The 20,921-nt window shown below is 63.8% G+C and carries 11 protein-coding genes; 6 read left to right on the plus strand and 5 right to left on the minus strand.

Annotation, left to right across the window (positions count from 1 at the left end; translation table 11 throughout):
• Positions 1-3: 3 nt before the first annotated feature.
• The 3 genes from VGH98_01560 to VGH98_01570 all read right to left on the minus strand — a co-directional run bounded on the left by VGH98_01560 (position 4) and on the right by VGH98_01570 (position 8,279).
• The gene (locus VGH98_01560) at positions 4-3,633 is read right to left on the minus strand and encodes an Ig-like domain-containing protein (protein HEY2374637.1); all 3,630 of its coding nucleotides are present in this window, start codon (positions 3,631-3,633) and stop codon (positions 4-6) included.
• Positions 3,634-3,855: 222 nt separating this feature from the next.
• Complete coding sequence (locus VGH98_01565) at positions 3,856-6,051, minus strand: hypothetical protein (GenBank protein ID HEY2374638.1); 2,196 nt, start codon at positions 6,049-6,051, stop codon at positions 3,856-3,858.
• A gap of 119 nt (positions 6,052-6,170) precedes the next feature.
• On the minus strand, positions 6,171-8,279 hold the full coding sequence (locus VGH98_01570) for a dehydrogenase E1 component subunit alpha/beta (GenBank protein HEY2374639.1): 2,109 nt from the start codon (positions 8,277-8,279) through the stop codon (positions 6,171-6,173).
• A gap of 246 nt (positions 8,280-8,525) precedes the next feature.
• Between VGH98_01570 and VGH98_01575 the strand changes: the two genes are divergently transcribed.
• The 3 genes from VGH98_01575 to VGH98_01585 all read left to right on the plus strand — a co-directional run bounded on the left by VGH98_01575 (position 8,526) and on the right by VGH98_01585 (position 10,206).
• Positions 8,526-9,047: an HIT family protein gene (locus VGH98_01575; GenBank protein HEY2374640.1), complete on the plus strand. Its 522-nt coding sequence runs from the start codon at positions 8,526-8,528 to the stop codon at positions 9,045-9,047.
• A gap of 432 nt (positions 9,048-9,479) precedes the next feature.
• Positions 9,480-9,773 carry an HNH endonuclease gene (locus VGH98_01580; GenBank protein ID HEY2374641.1) on the plus strand — a complete coding sequence of 98 codons (294 nt, stop codon included), beginning with the start codon at positions 9,480-9,482 and terminating at the stop codon, positions 9,771-9,773.
• An 82-nt stretch (positions 9,774-9,855) separates the two neighbouring features.
• Positions 9,856-10,206 (plus strand): RidA family protein, encoded by a 351-nt coding sequence (locus VGH98_01585; GenBank protein HEY2374642.1) that lies wholly within the window; start codon positions 9,856-9,858, stop codon positions 10,204-10,206.
• Positions 10,207-10,243: 37 nt separating this feature from the next.
• Here VGH98_01585 and VGH98_01590 read toward each other — a convergent pair whose 3' ends face one another.
• Positions 10,244-12,100 (minus strand): NAD+ synthase, encoded by a 1,857-nt coding sequence (locus VGH98_01590; protein HEY2374643.1) that lies wholly within the window; start codon positions 12,098-12,100, stop codon positions 10,244-10,246.
• Positions 12,101-12,146: 46 nt separating this feature from the next.
• Between VGH98_01590 and VGH98_01595 the strand changes: the two genes are divergently transcribed.
• Together VGH98_01595 and VGH98_01600 are read left to right on the plus strand one after the other, a co-directional pair.
• Positions 12,147-14,225: a PBP1A family penicillin-binding protein gene (locus VGH98_01595; GenBank protein HEY2374644.1), complete on the plus strand. Its 2,079-nt coding sequence runs from the start codon at positions 12,147-12,149 to the stop codon at positions 14,223-14,225.
• Entirely contained in the window at positions 14,222-15,895 is a 1,674-nt protein-coding gene (locus tag VGH98_01600) for an acyl-CoA dehydrogenase family protein (protein ID HEY2374645.1), read from the plus strand. Before VGH98_01595 ends, VGH98_01600 begins: the two co-directional genes overlap by 4 nt.
• Before the next feature lie 31 nt (positions 15,896-15,926).
• On the opposite strand, the gene lon is transcribed toward VGH98_01600, so the two are convergent.
• On the minus strand, positions 15,927-18,515 hold the full coding sequence (gene lon / locus VGH98_01605; GenBank protein ID HEY2374646.1) for an endopeptidase La: 2,589 nt from the start codon (positions 18,513-18,515) through the stop codon (positions 15,927-15,929).
• Positions 18,516-18,888: 373 nt separating this feature from the next.
• Between lon and VGH98_01610 the strand changes: the two genes are divergently transcribed.
• The gene (locus tag VGH98_01610; protein ID HEY2374647.1) at positions 18,889-20,895 is read left to right on the plus strand and encodes a serine/threonine-protein kinase; all 2,007 of its coding nucleotides are present in this window, start codon (positions 18,889-18,891) and stop codon (positions 20,893-20,895) included.
• Positions 20,896-20,921: the final 26 nt, after the last annotated feature.

Genomic DNA, 20,921 nt, shown 5'->3' on the forward strand with positions numbered 1-20,921 from the left:
CCCTCATTGATAGCTGAGAATCACACCGGCTCCGTTCGACGTCCCCGTCGCGAACACGTTCAGCGATCCTGACCCCCACACCTGGATCAGGGTTGTCGAGCCGGAAGTGGGTAGCGGCGTCGACGTCCACGTCGTTCCATCAAAGTGATACGCGCTGCCTTCACCGACAGCCCAGATATCCGAGCTCGACGTGCCCCAGAGGCCATTCACACCCTGGCCGGTCGAGCCCGCGATGTTCCATAGAGTGTGCTTGGTCCACGAGGCGCCGTCGAAATGCCATACGTCGCCTGCGGATAACCCGCCCCCGATCCAGACGTCGTTTGGAGAACTGCCCCACACCGCGCCGAGCGCCTCGATTGCCTCATTAGGCTCGGTGGTGAGGTTCGGGAGCGTGATCGGCGTGACATGCTGTCCATCGAAGTGCAGCACCACCCCGTTGAAGCCAACGATGTAGATGTCGCTCGCCGAGCTTCCCCACATCGCCAACAGCGGCGCGCTCGTGCCGGTCGGGATGGGCGGTGTCCAGCCGCCCCTGCCGTCGTAATGCAGGAAGGTTCCTCGATCGCCGCAGACGTAGACGTCGTTCGCCGACGAACCCCAGACGGCGAAGAGGCTGGCCGTCGTTGACGCACTCACCGAGGTCCACGTCGCGCCATCGTAATGCAGCAGCGGGCTCTCTGAACCGAATGCCAGCGTTGCGTAGATGTCAGATGGCGACGAGCCCCACATGCCCCACAGCGTCCCCGAACTCGCATCGCTCGAGAGCGAGCTCCAAGTCTGACCATCGGATTTGAGAATGACACCAGACGATGCCGCGGCGAATATCTGTGAGGCGGAGCTTCCCCAGATCCCGTGCACCGATGCCGTCGTCGGGGTCTGCATCACCGTCCACGTCCCGAGGGAGAACGTTGCGCGCACGGTTTGGTCCTGCGTCATCGAGAAGGCGCACATCGTTGAACCGGAGCACGCGCCAGCCCATGCGCCGAGCTTGAATCCAGCGGCCGGTGCGGCACTCAGCGTCACCGGCGTTCCGTCCAGGAATATCGCCGTGCACCCGGTCGCACTCGCCGCCCCGTTGGCGATCGTGCAGTTGATTCCCGCTGGCGAGCTGCTGACGACACCATTGCCCGACGCGCCAGAAATCGTGAGTGTTCGCTGAACTCGCGAGAAGGTCGCCGCGATTGTTTGTGACTGACTCATCGTCACACTGCAGGGATTCTTCCCGGCGCAGACTCCGCCGAAACCGTCGAATGTGCTGTTGGACGTCGGCGTCGCCGTCAGAACGACGACTTGACCGAGCGGCGAAACGTACGAGCAATTCCCGCTCGTTGTGCCGGATGTCAGCGCGCACGCAACGCTTGCCGGCTGCGAAGCGACGCTCCCGGAGCCGGCGCCCGTCAGCGTGACGGCGAGCGTCGGGAGAGCCGTGGCGCTGAAGCTCACGCCGAGCGTTCCCACCTTTGCATCGAGGCTTTGAACGCCAGCGGCGGTGCCCAACGTCCAGCTGCCGCCACTCGCCATGCCACTGGCGTCCGTCGTCGCCGAGGCGCTCGACAGCGAGCCAGCGCCACTCGCGGGAGTGAACGTCACTGTGATACCAGATAGCGGATTCCCGAAGCTGTCGGTCACGCGCACGCTCGGCGCGATTGGCAGCGCTGCACCAGCGGCGGCGCTCTGGTTGTTGCCCGTGACGATCGCGATCTGACTGGCTGCGCCGGCGACGGCCGTCGCCGCGAAGGTGATGGTCGTTAGGCCCGCGGCCGACGCAGCGACCGTTTGAACACCGGCCGACGTGCCGAGCTGCCAAGCAACCTGCGCCGTCCCGGTTGCATCTGTCGTCGCGGTCGCCGTCGGATTGAAGCTCTGCCCACCACCAACGCCGCCGGAAGCTGCCGTGAACGTCACCGCGAAGCCGGGCACCGGATTGCCGTGCGCATCCACGACGGCGACGCTGAGCTGATTCGTGAGCGTTGTCCCGACAACACCGCGCTGTCCATTTCCGCCGGTGGCGGATAGCTGTGCAGGGGCGCCGGGATCGACGACGACGGTGAACAGCTTCGACGATTCGCCCACTGACGCATTGATCATCGTCGTTCCGGCGTGTCCGTCGGTCGTGAACGTGACGGTCGCCTCACCCAGACTATTGGTGACGGAGTGGTCGCCGCTCAAGGAGCCGTACCCGCTCACGATTCGCCAGCCCACCGTCACGCCAGGAACGGGGTTGCCATGCGTGTCGGTGACGAGCGCGACGAGCGGCGCCGCCGGCGACGCCCCGATCATGAGATGTTGGGAATCACCCGTCGGCGCTCCCACCGCGCTCGGCGCGCCGGCAGCACTCGTCAAGCTGAACGTCGCCGCGACGCCGGTGAGCCCGGCGACGTCGGCGCGAATCGACTCGCTGCCGGCGACGGCGCCTAACGTGTACGCGGTGCTCGCGAGGCCATCGGCTCCAGTCGTCACCGTGGCCGCAGCGATCGCGCCCGTACCGCTGACGCGGGTAAACGTTACGCTCGCGCCGCTCACGGGATTGCCATATGTGTCCGCTACGCGAACGACGAGTGGCGTTGGCAGTACCTGGCCGCTCGTGCCGCTCTGAGCGTCGCCAGACACCTTGCTGAGGGTGGTTGCCGCGCCTGCGTGTGCGGTCGCGCTGATCGAAACCGGCTGCGGCGCACCCGTGCCCGCGCCGGTTATCAACGCGCGAAATTCGTACGTACCCGCGGCCGTTCCGACGGTTGCGATAGTAGAGGCCAGCCCCTGAACGTCGGTCGTCGCCGTCCCCGCGCCGACGCTGCCACCGGAAGTGATCGCCTGGAAGGTGATCGGCACGCCGGGCACGCCTTCGCCTGCGGCGCTCAATACCTGGATCTGGAACGGCTGCGTGAGCGTCGAGCCGACCGTTGTCGTCTGCGCGCCTCCGCTGAGAATCGCGAAGCGCGTCGGAAGCCCGACGACGTGCAATGATGCTGCGGCTACCAGGAGATTCAGCGCATGCGCCGTGATCGTGACAGTTCCGGTCTTCACGCCTTGCACGAGACCGGTGGCCGAGACCGTGGCGACTGTCAGGTCGCTCGACGTCCAGGCGGTGATCGGCAAGTCGATGACTGGAGATTGATTCGCCGCAAGCGCATTGGCGGCGAACTGTTGAGAACCGGTCTGACCGATCGTCGCCTGCGCGGGTTGCACCTTGAGCAGCGTCGCGGCCGCGCCGGGCCCCACGTATGTGAGCAGCGCCTTCGAGATCGTTGTCTGCGATTGCCACATGGTGACCGGCGTCGTCGCGGCGAAGATCGGTGTCGATCCGCTGCGCAGCTGGATCGTCGCCGTCAACTGCTCACGCGCGGCCGTTAGGCGCACGGCGACGGTGATCGTCGCCTGGCTCTGATCGGCGGGGAAGTCGACGAGCTGGCTGGCGCGGACGTCACCGGCGCCGCCGCGAACCTCGACGAAGATCTTGTCGATCGCGAGACCGGCAGCGCTCAGACTCTGCGCGATCTCCTGTGCCTCACGAGAGTACGTGGGCTCGATTGAGAGGTGGCCTTGGCCGTGGCGTAGTCCAGTCGGCGCGTCGGTGCACGTACAGAGCACGAGCGCGAACAAAACAGCCGCGGATCGGGGATGCGGGCGCCGCATGCTCGATGATCCGGTAAAGAGTGACGCTCCGCATGCGGAGACGACTATGAGACTCGGGCCACCAAGCTGTGGTGACGAGCGTCGCCCGTCAACGTGTTGCGCGGACGCATCAGGTCGGGAGATGAGCATACAGTAAACTCATTCCGGACCGTCATTGCAAAATGCAAGAGCGTTTGGTCGAGCCTGACGGCGCGACCGTCTCGCATCCCGACCGCCGGCGAATCAGGGCGGTGTCGACGGAACCTTCGTCGGGGCGGCCAGCCCGATGAGGCTAATGAACGCGGTGAGTTTCAGCGGAGAGTTCTCGATGTTGCTTGGCGTCGGCGTCGCCACGATGCCGAAGCTCTGGCCCTTGGCAAACAACACGATCCATTGCCCGCCTGCCGCGATACCGTTCGCGTCAGTCGTTGTTTTCGTATTTGCGCTGTCGAGTATCGACAACGGGTCCGCGCTCCAGGAAACGGGGATGCCCGCAATGCCATTGCCCACCTTGTCGATTACGCGGACCGAGGGGAACAAGGTATCGACGGTCGTGAAGAGTGTCGTCGTATCCGCCACGCCCCACGCCACGATTGACTCGATCGGTCCGGGCGACACCGCGATGGTCTGGGACGTCGCCGGCGCCAGCGCTTGCTTTGCGTCAAAGAACTCCAACTGCCACGCGCCGACGGAAAGATTCATTGAGAGGTTTGTAAATGTGGCGACACCGCTTGGGTCGGTCGTCACCTGCGTCGTGCCGCCAATTCCCTGCGGGAGCGTATCGCTGACCGACCGTGTCGCCGCGATCGCTGTCGGAGCGCTGAGCCGACTCGTGCTCACCGCGCCGGTTGGATTGAATCGCCGCGTTGTCGGTGCACTGACTTTTCGATTCAGCGACGACCCCGTGGCTCCAGGCGCTACAGCGACCCCGCAAGCCCTCGAGGAGCAGTCGACGACCGGGCTCACCAGAATCGTCAGCCCACCCAACCCGACGGCGTTGCCGTATAGATCGGTGACCTGCACCTTCGGCTGCGCGCCTAACGGGAGCGTCGCCTGAGCCGCCGTCGACGGCTGCTGAAGGATGGCGAGGAGCTTCGGCGCGCCCGCCTGCAGCGTCTCGGCGAACGCCACGGGCGTGAGCGAGGTTTGCGGTGAGGACGCGGTCACCCCGACGGTCCCCGCGAGACGGCCGGCGACGAGCGTCGCCTGCGCGACGCCGGTGTTGTCCGTCGAGGTGTGCACGAGCGTCTGCGGCGCGGTACCAGGAACGGCGACGAGCCCTGCCTGTCCCGAGGTGACCTGAAAATCGATCGCCTGCTGCTGCACCGGATTGCCGAAGGCGTCGGTGACTTTGACGCTCAGTGCTTTGCCGAGCGTCGCGAGCACCGTGTCGATCTGGTTGGCGCCTCCGGCCAAGCCTAACACGGCCGCCGCCGCTGCCGTGGCGCTCGAGGCGACCCGCGTCGTCACGTTAGGCGATCCTGCCACCGTCGCCGTGAACGCGTACGTGCCGATTCCTGTGCCCAGGGTGAGTGTAGTCGACGCGACGCCCGTCACGTCGGTCGTCGCGCTCGCCGGCAATACGCTCCCTCCGCCCACCGCCGTGAAGCTTACCGTCGCTCCGATCACCGCATTCCCATTCGCGTCGAATGCTTGCACTTGCAGCTTGGTTGGAAGCGCCAGGCCGGCGAGACCGCTCTGGTTGTCACCGGCAATCACCGTGAGCCTGACCGCCGGTTGCACGTTGATAACGGCCTGTCCCGTAACGCCATTCAGGCCCATCGCAATCAGCGATGTCGATCCCGATTTCCCCGTCGTCGTCACGAGCCCCGCTTGCGAGACCGTGGCAATGCTCGAATCGGCCGTGCTCCACGTCAGCGGCAGGCCCGTGATGGTTTGCTCGGACGCATCGAACGCGTGCGCGACGAATAGCAGCGACGTCAGCGGTGCGAGCGTCGCTGGCTGCGGCGAGAGACTGATGAATGCCGCTGTCGCGCCAGGCCCCACGTAGTTCAGGCCCACTGGCTCGGGCGCTGTCGCCGTCGCTCCCTGCTTCGCGAGAAAATCCTGCGTGCCTGAGAAGTATGCTGTCGTGCCTTCCCGTAGTTCCACCGTGGCGGCGACGTTTTGCTGCGTGCCGTGAATCTCCAGATCGAGATCGATCGTTACCTGGTCCGCCGTGGCTGGGAACGCGATCGTCGTGTCCTTCAAAACAGGCCCGGCTTCGTCTCCGGCCGCCACGTGTACGACGACGTGAACATTGTCCAGCGCGACCGCAAAGGCGCTGAGATTCTGGTAGATCTGCTGCGCCTGTGCGGAAAACCGAGGCAGCAGTGCGATGCGAAGTGGCGTGCGATGGAGACTCGTCGCCGAATCCGAGCAGCTGACGGCAACGACGGCAAGCAGCGATGAAACGACGCGCGAGGCCAAACGGCGCATGAGGCGAGACGGCTGGAAATGAAGACGCCTCCTGTCGGAGGCGCTACGATCACGTCGACCTCAACATACTGCCGCGCACGGCGGCTCGCGGCAAGCCCGCGAGCCGTTACGCGCCGCGCCTAGAACTTCACGAGCTCTTCCACTGCGCGCTTGATCCCGTCCACCTGCGGCAGAATCGCATCCTCGAGTTGTGGTGCATAGCCGACGTACGTGTCCGCCGACGCGACACGCTTGACCGGCGCATCGAGCCACGCGAAGCAGTCGTCCGCGATGCGCGCGGCGATCTCCGCGCCGTAGCCCCACGAAAGCGAATCCTCGTACAGCACCATCGCGCGATTGGTGCGCCGCACCGACTCGAACACGCGCTCCTGATCCCACGGAGACAGCGACCGCAAGTCGATCACTTCCGCACTGATGCCTTGGTCCGCCAGCTGGTTGGCCGCCGCAAAAGCGCGCTGCACGGTCGCGCCGTAAGTGATGATCGTTGCGTCGGTCCCCTCGCGTACGACCTTCGCCTTACCGAAGGGGATCATGAAGTTCGGACCTGGATACGCCGCCTTGTTGTACGTCTGGCGGTAGAGATGCTTGTGCTCGAGGAACATCACTGGATCTTCGCAGCGTATCGCCGTGCGCAGGAGGCCGTTCGCATCGAGTGCCGTCGCCGGACATACGACGCGCAATCCAGGACAGTGCGTGAACAGCGATGCACCCGTCTGCGAGTGATAGATCGCGCCGCGGATGTAGCCTCCGTACGTCACGCGCACGACGAGGGGAGCGCTGAATACCCCGTTCGATCGCCAGCGCATCGTCGACAGTTCGTCACGCAGCTGCATGTACGCCGGCCAGATGTAATCGAAGAATTGGATCTCGACGACCGGCTTGAATCCGCGCAGCGCGAGCCCGATCGCGCGGCCGATGATGTTCGCTTCTGCTAATGGTGTGTTGTAGACGCGCGCGCCGCCGAATTCCTTTTGCAGTCCCCACGTGACTTTGAATACGCCCCCTTTGCCCTTCACCTTGCCGGCATATTCTTCGCGCGAGATGTCGGCGACGTCCTCACCGAAAACCAGAATTCTCTGATCGCGGCGCATCTCGTCTTTCATGCAGGCATTCAGGAGATCGACCATCGTCGTCTCGTTGCCGGAGAACTGCGGGTCGTCCTCCGTGTCGAAGCGCTCGCTCGTTGGATCGACGTCCGGCGAATACACGTTGACGTAGACGGTCTCCGGACCAGGTTGCGGCGCCTCGAGCGCGGCATCGGTCGCCGCCTGGACTTCGGCGTCAGCCTCTTCCCGAATGCGCCGAAGGTCGCTCTCGCTCGCGTGCCCGTCGGCAATCAACCAGCGCGGGAACGCTGCCACGGGATCGATGGCCGCATCGGCTTGGCGCTCTTCGGGAGTTCGGTAAAGTTTCTCGTCGTCGGACAGCGAGTGTGAGTACGGTCGAATCACTTTCGCGTGCACGAGGGCAACGCCCTTCCGCTTGCGCGCATACTCGACCGCTTTGCGCATGACCTCGTAACTCGCCACCAGATCGCAGCCGTCGACCTCTTGTACGAAGAGATTCGGGAACGAGCTCACGAGCTTCGATATCGATCCGCCAGCCGTGTTCACCTCGACCGGAACCGAGATCGCGTAGCCATTGTCTTCGACCAGATAGACGACGGGAAGCTTGAGATTGCACGCGGTGTTGAGACTTTCCCAGAACTCGCCTTCGCTCGTTTGCCCCTCACCGGTCGTGCAGAGCACGACTTCGTCTTTCTGAAAGCCTTCAGTGATGCCGAGAAGTTTCGCGCGAAGTGTCGCTTCAGCGGCACCGACGCTCTGGAGGAACTGTGTTCCCGTCGGTGACGACACCGAAACGATGTTCAGTTCTTTCTTTCCCCAGTGACTCGGCATCTGTCGTCCGCCAGAGTTCGGATCGCTCGCGGCGCCGACGGCGGAGAGCAGCATCTCCGTTGGCGTTTCGCCGAGCTGAAGACAGAGCGCACGATCTCGGTAGTAGAGAAAGAACCAGTCGTTGGCCGGCCGAAGCGCGAGGCCGGCGGCGACGCAAATGGCTTCATGGCCAGCGCCGGAGATCTGGAAGAAGATCTTGTTCTGGCCTTTGAGCTGGATTTCCTTGTCGTCCAGGCGCCGCGAAAGCAGCATCGTGCGGTAGGCGCCAACCAGCTGATCTGTCGTGAGGCCGCCGGCGCTCTTGCGCTCGGCTCGCGTCTGTGTGGCCATAGCCCAGCGAAGTCTCCGTGTCTGAGGGCGACGCGATTAAGGTAGCACGCTGCGAGCCCAAGCGGTTGATGGGTGATAGTGGCTCGTGGTTGGTGAGCAAGGAAGGCCGGCGAACTCAGCTCGCCGCTCATCCGAATCCACGATCCACCAACGACAGGCTACCACCCGGCCCTTTCGTCCGACCTCAAGCACTGGCATTCGACCTGCGTTTGGAGGCCACTAACCACTCCGACCGTGAGGACCTCGATGCGTAAGGCAGATGTGCATTGCACCTTTTGCGATCTGATTCACGGTGCGGGGGAGGCTTCCATCTGCTACGAGGACTCCGATGCACTGGCGTTCATGGACATTCAACCGGTGAACCCGGGCCACGTGCTTGTAGTACCCAGGCAACACCACGAGTCCCTCGTCGACACGCCGCCAGAGCTGGCGATGCATCTCTTTCAAGTCTCCATGAAGCTCGCCGGCGTGATTCGAAAGGTCACCAAAGTGGACGACATGAACATCGTCGTGAGTAGCGGGAAGACGGCCGGTCAGGACGTCTTCCACTATCACGTGCACCTCATTCCGCGTCGCGAAGAGGACGGCTTCGACATCCCGCTTCCCTTTGGCGGCTCGGAGATGCCGGATCGTACCCTGCTCGACGCGATGGCCGTGCGTATCATCGCCGCGCTGCGTGATCCGGTGCGCGGTCGTTGGAATGGTCATGACGGATTCGACGATCGCGAACAGGACGTTCCGAAGACGGCCGACGCGAGAGTGGCTTGAGTAACGAGCTTGTCAAACGCGCGTGACCCGAGAGACTTCTCGTACGTCTCCCTCTTGCGAGGCTGACGTACGCGTTGCATTTGTACGTCAGCGCGTGGCGCCCGGGAACCGGCCGCCGCGACGCGACACGGAGGCGAATGAGCGTCAGGAGTCGACTTCATAAGCGACATCCCGATACCGACGAGCGGCCACGCGAGCGGCCTGTGCGCTCGACCCTTCGACATCGCGTCTTTACGCTCTACGCGACGCCCCGCAGCGGGAACGACTCCCGCTGCGGGGCGTCGCTTTTTCAGCGAGGTGAAATTGTCTCCACGTCGACACTATCACCACGTCCGCCTTCCTCGTCTTCCTCGAACCTCGCGTCGCGACAAGCGCACGGAGCGCGCTTTTCGTGTAGCCTGCGGCCACCAGAAGCGTGCGATCAAGCACGCAATGATGCGTGACTGCTGCCGTCGGTGCGTGTACTGCGCCGCCCCGCTCGACTTCGACATCGCGACCATCGATCACGTCCTGCCGCTTGCCAAGGGTGGCATTCATGCGCCCGGCAATCTCGTCGCCGCTTGCGGTCGCTGTAATCGTCTCAAAGGCGATCTCCTTCCAACCGAATTCTTCGCCCGATATCCCTGGGCGGGATTGAACTTCATCCACTACGCACGCGCCGTGCACCGCGCCCTGAAGCGTTGCGCGCGCCGCGCCGTGAGCCTCGCCTACGCACGAGCTGCCTAACGAGTCATCGCGACCCCTCAACTCTCTGCCCCGCGCTCCTACGTCCCGTCAGAACTTCGCGTCCGGCACTCCCTGGGAGCCGATTGTCGGCTATTCTCGCGCTGTGCGCGTCGGCCAGTGGGTGCACGTCTCCGGCACCACCGCTACAGGAATCGACGGCAAGCTCGTCGGCATCGGTGACGCCGCCGGCCAAACCCGGCAGGCACTCGCGAACATAACGAGCGCTCTTACCCGGGCCGGCGCGCGCCTCGAGGACGTCGTTCGCACCCGCATCTACGTCGTGAACATCGCCCGCGACTGGGACGCCATCGGCCGCGCCCACGGCGACGTGTTCCGAGACATCCGCCCGGCGACGTCCATGGTCGAGGTGCGATCGCTCATCGATCCGAATATGCTCGTCGAAATCGAAGCGGAGGCGTGGTTAGGCGACTGAGCAACGGCACCAACCACCAATCACCGGCAACCGAGCTTCAGTAATCGACTGGCCGCAGATAGCTCTCATTGATCGCTGTCGGTGAGACCATCGCCACCGTAGGCAGTTTCCGCTTCCAATGCGTATTCTCTACTCGCTTCGTCACGAGGGCCACTTCATCCGCGTCGAACCCGTGCGCGATCAAATCCGCGCCACTATATCCGCTCAGCATCCAGTTGAGTAATTCGTCGGCTCTCGCGTAGCTGATGCCGAAGTCCCCCTCGTCCGTCTGGCCGACAACGAGGTCCGCCGTTGGCGGCTTCGCCACGATCACCTCCGGCACGCCGAGATGCCGCGCGAGCGCCCACACCTGCGTCTTGAACAGATCGCCTAACGGGTTGATCGGCGGTGAGTCGTCGGCATGCCACGTGAAGTAGCCGAACATTCGCTCGGTCTTGTTGCCGGTGCCCAACGGAATTGCCCGGTATTTCGCCGAGAGATCGAACAACGTGATCATCCGCATCCGCGCCATCACATTCCCGCGCCGGCCCCCATCGGCCTCGGGAACGTTCGCGAGGTAGCCATCGACTGCCGGGGAGATGTCCATCGTCTCGGCGCAGATCCCGAGCGCATCGATCACGAGCTGCGCATGCTCGAGACTCGCCGGGCTCGACGTCCGATATGGCATTCGCACGCCGACGACGTTCTTCGGACCGAGCGCGCGCGCCGCGAGATACGCCGTCACGGCGGAATCCACGCCGCCCGACACGCCGATCACCGCGGCGTGAAATCCGCGCTGCCGCATCTCTTCGCGAATGAACTCCGTGAGCCAGTCGCTCGTGAGCTTCGCGTCGATCTCGAGCGGCGACGGACCCTCCCTACGACTCGGCAGCGCCACGACGCGAAATGAGTGTTCGCTCACGTCTGCCTTCTTGCCCGGCGTGCGCCTCGACGTGGCACGTGGCGCTTCTATCGTTGGCTCGCAGGATGGCCCATCATAGCGGAGATTCGCCGGTGCGTGATTGCGCACCGCCTCGAGACTTGCGGCGAGATGCGGCGCCATCACCTCGAGATCGGCCACGAGCGGCATGTCGGCGCGTGCGCGTGTGACATCGGCGAGATCGATCGTCGCCGTCACGACCGCTTCCTCCCACAACGGACCTCGCCCACGGACTTCTCCCTTCGGTCCGGCCACGAGCGCCGAACCTGGAAAAACCTTGCCCCCCTCGCTGCCGACGAGATTCGCGAGCATCACGTACACGCCGTGCTCGTCCGCGATGTCGCGAATGAGCCGTTCCCATCGGCTCACGCTCGCCGGACCAGGCACATCGTCATCCTTCGGCCATGGGCCGCGGGCCGGCGGCGCCGAGCAGACGAAAATGACCTGTGCCCCGTCGAGGGCGGCGATCGTCGCTGTCATGCTGTGCCACGCATCCTCGCAGACGAGCAACGCGGCACGTCCCCACGAAGTATCGAACGCGCGCACTTCGGTGCCGCGCTCGACGAACCGCTCTTCGTCGAACAACCCGTATGTCGGCAGGAACATCTTTCGATGCACATGACGGATCTGCGGCTCGCCGTTTCCGAGCGTCACGTACATCGCGCTGTTGTACAGCTTGTTGTTCCAGATTTCGTAAAAACCGAGAGTGACGTCGAGTGGACGCGGAGTCCTCACGGCGGAGTGGTACTTTGAATCGAGCTCGCGCGCGAGCTCGCCTGCGGTCATCGCCTCCTCTCTCACGCCACCCTCGAGGAAGTAGCCCGTGAGCGCCGTCTCCGGTAGCGCGAGCACCGTCGGATACGGATCGAGCTCACCGAGTTGCGTTAATAGGCCGCCGAGGCGCTCCAGGTTCGCGCGAAAGTCTGCCTTTCGAGGTTTGAACTGGGCGATGGCAATATGTACGAGTGGTGCCATGCCTTAATTGTATCTTTGCTGTGCGCTCAGGGTAGAACTCCTCTGCATGTCTTCACATCGCAACAGACTCGTCATCCTCGTCGCTGCCGCGCAGTTAGCTGTTGGCGGCGGCCATCTCGCTTCGGCACAGAACTCCACGCATTCGACGGCCTCGTCACCTCCGGCAGCCGAGGTCGAGGCGTGGCAGATCGTTCCCCAGCCCCAGTCGTCGCTCGTATTCGCGCGCGACGGTTCACTCCTCGGCGAGGTCGGGCGGGAGTTTCGCACGAGCGTCGCGCTCCGGACGCTGCCAGCCTACCTGCCGCATGCGTTCATCGCCGTCGAAGACCAGCGCTTTTATCAGCACGACGGCGTCGATCTCATTGGCGTCGCCTCCGCGATCAAGGGGAAAATCTTTGGCGGTCGTCGCGGCGGGGCGAGCACGATCACGCAGCAGCTCGTCGGCAACATGCATCCCGACATCATCGATCGGCATGACCTCAGTTTATCGCGCAAGCTTCGCGAGCAGTCCGCTGCGCGAGAGATGGAGAAACACTATACGAAAGACCAGATCCTCGAGGCCTACCTCAACCAGGTGGATCTCGGCCACAACTGGTTCGGCGTCGAGGCGGCTGCGCGGCACTACTTCGGAAAGTCGGCATCTCGTCTCTCACTCGCCGAGGCAGCCACGCTCGCTGCGCTTCCGAAATCTCCAACTCTGTACGATCCGACGCGTTTTCCGACCCGCTCCAAGCAACGGCGCGACCTGATCCTCGGCCTCATGGCCGAGCAGGGCTATATCACCCACGAGGTCGCGGAAAGGGCGAAGATCGAGCCGATCGTGACCGCGCCCGAAGGCGGCACCTCGGCGCCCGCGCTGTATTTCGTCGACGCCGTTCGTCAGGCAGCGCAGCGCGCGGGAATCCCCGTCGCGAACGGCGGCTACCACATCTACACGACGCTCGACCCTGCGCTGCAGCGTGCCGCGGTCACGGCTCTCGTCGAGGGCGCAGCGCGCGTGGAGGCGCGGCCGGGTTATCGTCACCCCTCGTATGCGGTCGCGATGAAGACACACGCACCGTATCTCCAGGGCGCCGTCGTCGCGCTCGATCCGGCGACCGGAGACGTTCGCGCGCTCGTCGGCGGACGCAATTACGCGACGTCGCCTTTCGATCGCGTCTTCGCGCTTCGACAGCCCGGCTCCGCTATCAAGCCGCTCGTGTACGCGGCGGCTCTGGCAGATAGCATACCTGCGAATGCCATTATTCCAGACACGGCGCTGTCGATACCCATGCCGAGCGGGCCGAACTACCAACCCGGCAACGCGGACGGCCAATTCCTCGGGCCGATGACGCTGCACGAGGCGCTCGTTAAGTCACGCAATCCGGTCGCCGTCCAACTCGGGATGCGCGTCGGCATCGACACGATTGCCTCGCTGGCCCAGCGGTTAGGCATCAATTCGCCGATCGCGCCCGTTCCGTCGAGCGCGATCGGCGCTTCGGCCGTTCGTCCGCTGGAGCTCGTCACCGCGTACACCGCCTTCGCGAATCTCGGCTCGGTGGCGCAGGCTCGCTTGATCACTCGCATCGATGATCCCTCGGGTAAGCCGGCCTATGCCGCGCCCGTGGCGCCGCTGACGCCGGTGCTCGATTCGCGAGTCGCGTTCATGATTCGTCGCATGATGCAGGATGTGGCCGATCACGGCACAGGCGCGGCCGCGCGCCAGGCCGTTCCGTCGTCGATACCGGTGGCTGGCAAGACCGGAACGACGAACGACAACGCCGACGTCTGGTTTGTCGGGCTCACCCCCGATCTGGTTGGTGGCGTCTGGCTCGGCTTCGATCAACCGACGACGATCGCGGCCGGTGCAGCTGGGGGCTCGCTCGCCGCACCGATCTGGGGGCAGATGGTCGCACGATACTATGCGTCGTTAGGTTCCGCGGCGCCGGCGAACTCCGCGGCGTGGGACGTGCCGCCGCCCGGACTTGTTTACGCCGAGCTCGATCGCGATACGGGTGCGCTCGCGGATACGACGACGCCTCCGGCGCGCCGATATACCGAATTCTTCCTGCCTGGCACAGAGCCGGCAGCGCTCAAAAATGATCCGTGGCGCATGCCGCAGTTCGGTGCGCTCGTGTTCCAGTGAGCGATTTCTTCCAAGATCCGCCGCGCCTAACGAATCAGTACGCCGACGACCCGCTCCTCGCGTCGTACCTGCGCTGGCGCTTGCCGCAGGAGATGTTCGTTGAGATCGAGCCGTCGTTGCGACGCCTCGGTGAGCGAGCGGCAACGGATCTGCTCGCGCTCGATGGCGCTGCCGAAGCGTCCCCGCCGCGCCACGTGCCGTACGACGCGTGGGGGCGACGAATCGACGTCATCGAGACCTCCGAAGCCTGGCGCGCGCTCGACCGGATTGCCGCCGAGGAAGGGCTCGTCGCAATGGGCTATGAGCGTCGTCATGGAGCGCATTCGCGCGTCGATCAATTCGCTCGCCTCTACCTGTACGCGCCGTCCTCCGCCACCTATAGCTGTCCCTTGGCGATGACCGATGGCGCTGCGCGGCTTCTCGAGCTCTATCCCGATGAGATCACCACTTCCGTCTTCAAGCATCTGATTTCGCGCGATCCGCGCGCCTTCTGGACCTCCGGACAATGGATGACCGAACGCACCGGAGGCTCGGATGTGTCGGGGACTTCGACGATCGCACGGCTCGGCTCGGATGCGACGCCAGCGGAATATCGACATCGTCTCTACGGCACCAAGTGGTTCACCTCCGCGACGACGTCGCAGATTGCGATCACGCTGGCGTATATCGAGGGAGATGAGAATCTCAGCGTCTTCCTCGTTAGGCTACGGAACGATGATGGCACGCTTCGCAACATCCGTGTCAACCGGCTCAAGGACAAGTTGGGTACGCGTGCGCTTCCAACGGCCGAGCTGACGCTGGACGGCACGCCTGCACATCTCATCCGCGGGGAGGGGGAGGGCGTCCGCAAGATTGCCGCGATGTTCAACGTCACGCGCGTCTACAATGCGGTTGCGGCGGTCGCCGGAATGCGTCGTGCCATCGCGCTGGCACGTGACTATGCAGCGCGCCGAACGGCATTCGGCAAGCCACTACTGAATCATCCGCTCCATGCCGAAACGCTCGCCCTCATGGAGCTCGAGTGGCGAGCCGCGTTCCTGCTCGCATTCCACGTCGTCGAATTGTTAGGCAGACAGGAAGCAGGCACGGCGACGAGCGAAGAGCTCTCCCGGTTACGGCTGCTCATTCCTGTCGCGAAGCTCTACACGGCCAAGCAGGCGGTGGCGATTGCCAGCGAGGCCGTCGAGTCGTTTGGCGGCGCTGGGTATATCGAGGACACCGGAATTCCTCGCCTGCTCCGCGACGCTCAGGTGCTGTCCATTTGGGAAGGAACGACGAACGTCCTGAGCCTCGACGTCTTACGCGCGCTCGAGAAGACGAATGCGCTTGACGCCTTCATTCACGATGCCCAGCACCGCCTCGCCGCGATTCATGCGGAATCGCTCACGACCGCCGCCGTCCACGTCCGCGCAGCGCTGCGCGCGATCGAATTATTTGGCGAGAGTGCCGAAGAGCAAGGGCGCGTTTACGCCGAGGTGCGCGCTCGTGCGTTCTCCTATGCCATCGCGCGAACGACGGCAGCGCTGCTGCTACTCGACTATGCACATCGGTCGAGCACGTTAGGCGGTGATCAATCGGCCGTCATTGCCGCCAGCCGATGGTGCTCCCGCGACTTGGCGCCAATCGAAAACGACGAAGGGCCGGTGCCGTCGCCGCTGCTGATCGGCTGACGGACCGGCCCTTCGACGAACAATCCGCGCGCTAGCGAGCGGCCGCTGCTTCCTCTTCCTCTTCCATCAGCGTTTTTTCCGCCGGACCGTGGGCCGTTGGCATCGGCAGCAGCGCGATGTCGAAGACTTCGTCCAGGGTGGACACACAATGGAAGCTGAGCTGAGTGCGGACATCCTCCGGGATATCCTCCATGTCGGCGTCGTTGTCCTTTGGCAGGATGATGTTCGTGATGCCCGCTCGGTGAGCCCCAAGGACCTTTTCCTTCACACCACCGATCGGAAGTACGCGCCCGCGCAACGTGATTTCACCCGTCATCGCGACGTCCTTTCGCACTGGGCGGCCGGACATCGCACTCACGAGCGCCGTCGCCATCGTGACGCCGGCCGAGGGACCGTCTTTGGGGATTGCGCCCGCCGGAACGTGCACGTGAACTTCGATTGATCCAAGCCGATCCTCTGGGATCTGGAGCGTTGACGCATGCGTGGCCGCAAAGGTGAGCGCAGCGCGTGCGGACTCCTTCATGACGTCGCCGAGCTGGCCAGTGAGTATCAGTGAAACATTGCCCCACCCGCTCACCTGGCTCTTCTCGCTGTCTGAGCTACGCTGGCCGAAACCGTAGAGCCTCCGGATCGCCGCTTCGACGAACATGATGTCGCCACCAGCCGGTGTGTAGTACATACCGGTCGCGACGCCGATCTCGTTTTCCGTCGCTGCACGCTCCGGATGCACGCGAGGCCGACCGAGCAGCGTACGCACTTCCTGTGCGTCGATCTTGCCGTCCTCGATCATCTGCTGATCGCCAGAGGCCAGCCGTCGCGCGACTTTCCGCGCAACGGCACCGATCTGCCGCTCGAGCTGACGTACGCCGCTCTCGCGCGTGTAATTGCTGATCACCATTGCGACTGCGTCGTCCGTCATCGCGACGTTCTTGTCGCCGAGGCCGGACTCCTCGAACTGGCGCGGAATGAGGTAGCGTTTCGCGATCTCGGCCTTCTCTGCCTCGGTGTAGCCCGCGAAATCGACCATCTCCATTCGATCGAGCAGCGGTCCCGGAATGTTCTGAACGAAGTTGGCGGTGCAGATGAACAACACTTCGCTCAGATCGAACGGTACACCGAGATAGTGATCGGTGAAGTTGTCGTTCTGCGCCGGATCGAGCACCTCGAGGAGTGCGCTCGCCGGGTCGCCCTGGAACGAGATACCCAACTTGTCGACTTCGTCAAGCAGGAAGACGGGGTTCTTGGTCCCTCCCTGCTTCATCCCCTGAATGATTCGGCCCGGCATTGCGCCGACGTACGTCCGACGATGCCCGCGGATATCCGCTTCGTCACGCGCGCCGCCTAACGCCACGCGCACGTACTCGCGACCTAACGATCGCGCGATGGATTTCGCGATCGACGTCTTGCCGACACCCGGCGGTCCGACGAAGAGCAGGATCGGTCCCTTCGCCATGGCACGTGACTTCGCTTCTTTGGGATCCGTGATGGTTCGTTCGTCGTCTGACGTGACGAGCTGCGGCGTCGCATCCTCTTTCGACGCCTTCATCTTTGCGACGGGCAGCTCACCTGTCTTCGTCATCTCCTCGGCCAACTGCTGCGCGCGGAGCTGTCGGACCGCGAGGAACTCGAGCACGCGATCCTTCACGTCCTTGAGACCGTAATGGTCCTCGTCGAGCACCACCTCCGCATGCTGAAGGTCGAGGTTGTCGTCGGACCGGTTGTTCCAGGGGAGCTCGGCGATCCACTCGAGATACGTGCGGATCACCTGCGCTTCCATGGACTCCCGTCCAGCGCGCTCGAGGCGACCGATCTCCCGCTCCACTTCCTGCCGCGCCTCTTTCGGAAGCTGCAGCTTGTTCAGCTTGTCACGGAGCTCGGCGATTTCCTTGGATTGATCGTCGTCGCCCAGCTCCTTCTGAATCGCCTTCATTTGCTCGCGCAGATACATCTCGCGCTGGCGCTCTCCCAGCTCCTCCTGCACCTGCGACTTGATCTCCTCCTGCATCTCGAGCAAGCCAATCTGCCGCTGGACATGCACAAGGACCCGACGCAGGCGCTCCTCGACGCTGAGCGTCTCGAGCAACCCCTGCTTTTCCGGCGGAGGAAGTTCGATGTAGCCGGCGACGAGATCCGCGAACCTTCCCGGATCGGTCACGGCATCAAGCACTTGGTGAACGACCTCCTCGGGAAGGCCACGGCGTTCGCCGAGCTCTGCGGCGCGCTCGCGCAACTCCTTATGGAGGGCGATGAACGCCGGATCGTCCTCGTTCGCCGGCTTCATCTCGTCCACCGGCATCGCGACCGCGCTGAGATATCCCTCGGTAACCGAGTATTGCAGCGATGTCGCGCGCTGCTCACCCTGAAGCAGCAACTGTACTCCGCCGAGTCCCCGCTGGATCTGTCCGATCCGAGCGATCACTCCCATCGAGTAGAGAATGTCAGGAGTGGGCTCGTCTGTGTTGTCACGCTGTGCTACCGCAAACACGAGTCGTTCGCTTTTCAGCGCGGCTTCGATGGCGCGGAGCGTACCGGGTCGGCCAGCCGCGATCGGGGCAGTCAAGCCCGGAAAAATCACCGTTCCCCGCAACGGGAGAACAGGTAGAGTCTGGCGTTGAGCCATGGTACCGACCTTTATTAATTGTCGAAAGTGCGAAACGCGTCAGGCAGCAGTACGTACGAACGCCTACTGTCATGAATGCGCGTTGATGATGGCGAATTCGCACACTCCATTCCAGCACCGGTCACGCGTCCCTAACTCGAAGCGGCGTATTGCCTAATGCTGCCTCGAGATCGCACCTGGCGCGACTCGGCGTTGGAAGGTGGCTCGGAGCGCGTCAGCGTGGCAGGAATTGCAACTTCCAAACGACGTGAGGACGTAGTCCACCTGCCGCGAAGGCGCGCGTATCTCCTTTCCAGAACTATGGCTGCGTGCTAGAATGCCTCATTCTCGCTTGGCCAGCGGAGTTGTCCGTGTTGCTACCCGAGCCCCTCGAGTGTCCGACCCAGTAGTTTCGTCCGCAGACTCCGAGCTGCGCGCGCATGTCGAGCGCGTGCTGACCGATCACTATGAGCTGGACTCGGAGATTGGACGCGGTGGGATGGGCATCGTCTACCGTGCCAAAGATCGGCGGCTAAAGCGTACCGTTGCCATCAAGCTTTTGCCGCCCGAATTGGCATTTCGGAGTGACATCAAGACTCGCTTCCTTCGTGAAGCCGAGACGGCCGCCCAGCTCAGCCATCCGAACATCGTACCGATTTATACAGTCGACGAGACCGAAGGGCTCGTCTATTTCGTGATGGCCTACGTCGACGGGGAGAATCTCGCCAAGCGTATCTTCGAGCGCGGGGTCCTACCAACGGAAGAGGTCCGTCGAATTCTTCGCGATGTAGCCGACGCACTCGCTTACGCACACGAGCGCGGCGTCGTTCACCGCGACATCAAGCCCGATAACATCATCATCGCTGCCCAAACTGGCCGGCCGATGGTCACGGATTTTGGTATCGCGCGCGCCGTCAGCGACGGCGATTCGCGCCTTACCGCGACCGGGATGGCCATCGGGACTCCTGCGTATATGTCACCAGAGCAGGCAGCCGGCGAACGGACGATCGACGGCCGAAGCGATCTCTATTCGTTAGGGATCGTCGCCTATCAGATGTTGGCTGGTGAGCCGCCGTTCGTGGCCGGCAGCACTCCGGCGATGCTCGTCAAACACATATCCGAACGGCCGCTTCCCATTCAGCAGCGGCGTGCCGACATGCCTGAGGATCTGGCTCGCGCAGTGATGCTGCTGCTCGAGAAGGATCCGGCGAACCGGTTCCCATCCGCATCGGCGCTCGTTGCCGCGCTCGATACCGGCAACATTCCCTCGATTGCGCCTCGGACTTCGGGCGCTGCGGCGCCGAGCGATTTCGCCGCCTCCGACGGATACGGTGCGACGTCGTCGCGGGCACAATCGAACCGCACGAGCGGCGACGCCGGTTACGCTCCCGCGCACTTCGCCGACGCCGAGATTTTCTCTCCCACCGTGGAGGACATGGCGCGCTGGGAAGCCGAGCCGGTGCAAAAATTCCGGCGGAAGCTCGCGCCGTATCTCTTCGTCAATGGCGTCATAGTCATCGCGTCACTGGTCGGTGAGCGTGATTACTTCTTCTTCACGGTCATCTGGAGCATTTACATGGCGTTCAAGTACGCCAAGCTCTGGGCGGATGGCTACGATTGGCGCGACGTATTCCGTCAGCCGCGGGAGCGCGAGTTGCTCGAGGTCGTTGACGACGGCTTAGGGCGTGTGCGCGCTCTCTTCGACAGCAAACAGCGCAACCGTCTCCGCGAGGAAAAGCGGGCACGGCGGCTCGCTCGGCGGGCAGGGCGCATATCAGTCGAGCGCTCGCCTTCCGCTTTCGCTTCCACCAACTCGCGTATGAGTGGTGGTATGGCACTCGGAAGCGGTCGTAGCGCCGATGTCGTCGCGCAGGCGGCGCGAGACCGCGACGAGATCCGACGTATCCTCGACACGCTGCCGCCAACCGAACGGGCCCGACTGTCCGATGTGCTACGGTCGTCGCTCGCGTTGTACGACAAGATCGAGGCGCTCGCTCTCTCCCTCTCGTCGATTGAGCGGAGTCTTGCACCTGGTGCAAAGGAATCAGTAGACGCGGAGATTTCGCGTCTCGAGGGCGCGGCCAATCCGCTCGAAGGCGCGGCGAGCGACGAGCGCGTTCGACGACTGGCGCATTTGCGCCGGCAGCGTCGCGCGATGGCTGATCTCGTCAGGCGCCGCGACGAGGCGGCCGAAAAGCTCGAGACGTGTGCGATCGCGCTCAACAACATGCGTCTGGACATGGTCCGCCTGCGGGCGGGAACGCAGACGCATGAGAACGTCACGACGTTGGCCGTGAATGCGATGTCGCTCGCGGAGAGCGTCGATAGCGCACTCTACGTGGCGGATGAGATGGGACGGCTTGGGCAGCGCCGTTCGGCGCGCTCGACGGCGGGTCCGTAGCGCCACGCCTCGCGGCGGGCCTACCG

Source organism: Gemmatimonadaceae bacterium (assembly GCA_036496605.1).
Lineage (GTDB): Bacteria > Gemmatimonadota > Gemmatimonadetes > Gemmatimonadales > Gemmatimonadaceae > AG2.

Bases quoted from the DNA above. Each gene is read 5' to 3' on its own strand.
- VGH98_01560 (HEY2374637.1), bottom strand. From the start codon at position 3,633: ATGCGGCGCCCGCATCCCCGATCCGCGGCTGTTTTGTTCGCGCTCGTG.
- VGH98_01565 (HEY2374638.1), bottom strand. From the start codon at position 6,051: ATGCGCCGTTTGGCCTCGCGCGTCGTTTCATCGCTGCTTGCCGTCGTT.
- VGH98_01570 (HEY2374639.1), bottom strand. From the start codon at position 8,279: ATGGCCACACAGACGCGAGCCGAGCGCAAGAGCGCCGGCGGCCTCACG.
- VGH98_01575 (HEY2374640.1), top strand. From the start codon at position 8,526: ATGCGTAAGGCAGATGTGCATTGCACCTTTTGCGATCTGATTCACGGT.
- VGH98_01580 (HEY2374641.1), top strand. From the start codon at position 9,480: ATGATGCGTGACTGCTGCCGTCGGTGCGTGTACTGCGCCGCCCCGCTC.
- VGH98_01590 (HEY2374643.1), bottom strand. From the start codon at position 12,100: ATGGCACCACTCGTACATATTGCCATCGCCCAGTTCAAACCTCGAAAG.
- VGH98_01595 (HEY2374644.1), top strand. From the start codon at position 12,147: ATGTCTTCACATCGCAACAGACTCGTCATCCTCGTCGCTGCCGCGCAG.
- lon (HEY2374646.1), bottom strand. From the start codon at position 18,515: ATGGCTCAACGCCAGACTCTACCTGTTCTCCCGTTGCGGGGAACGGTG.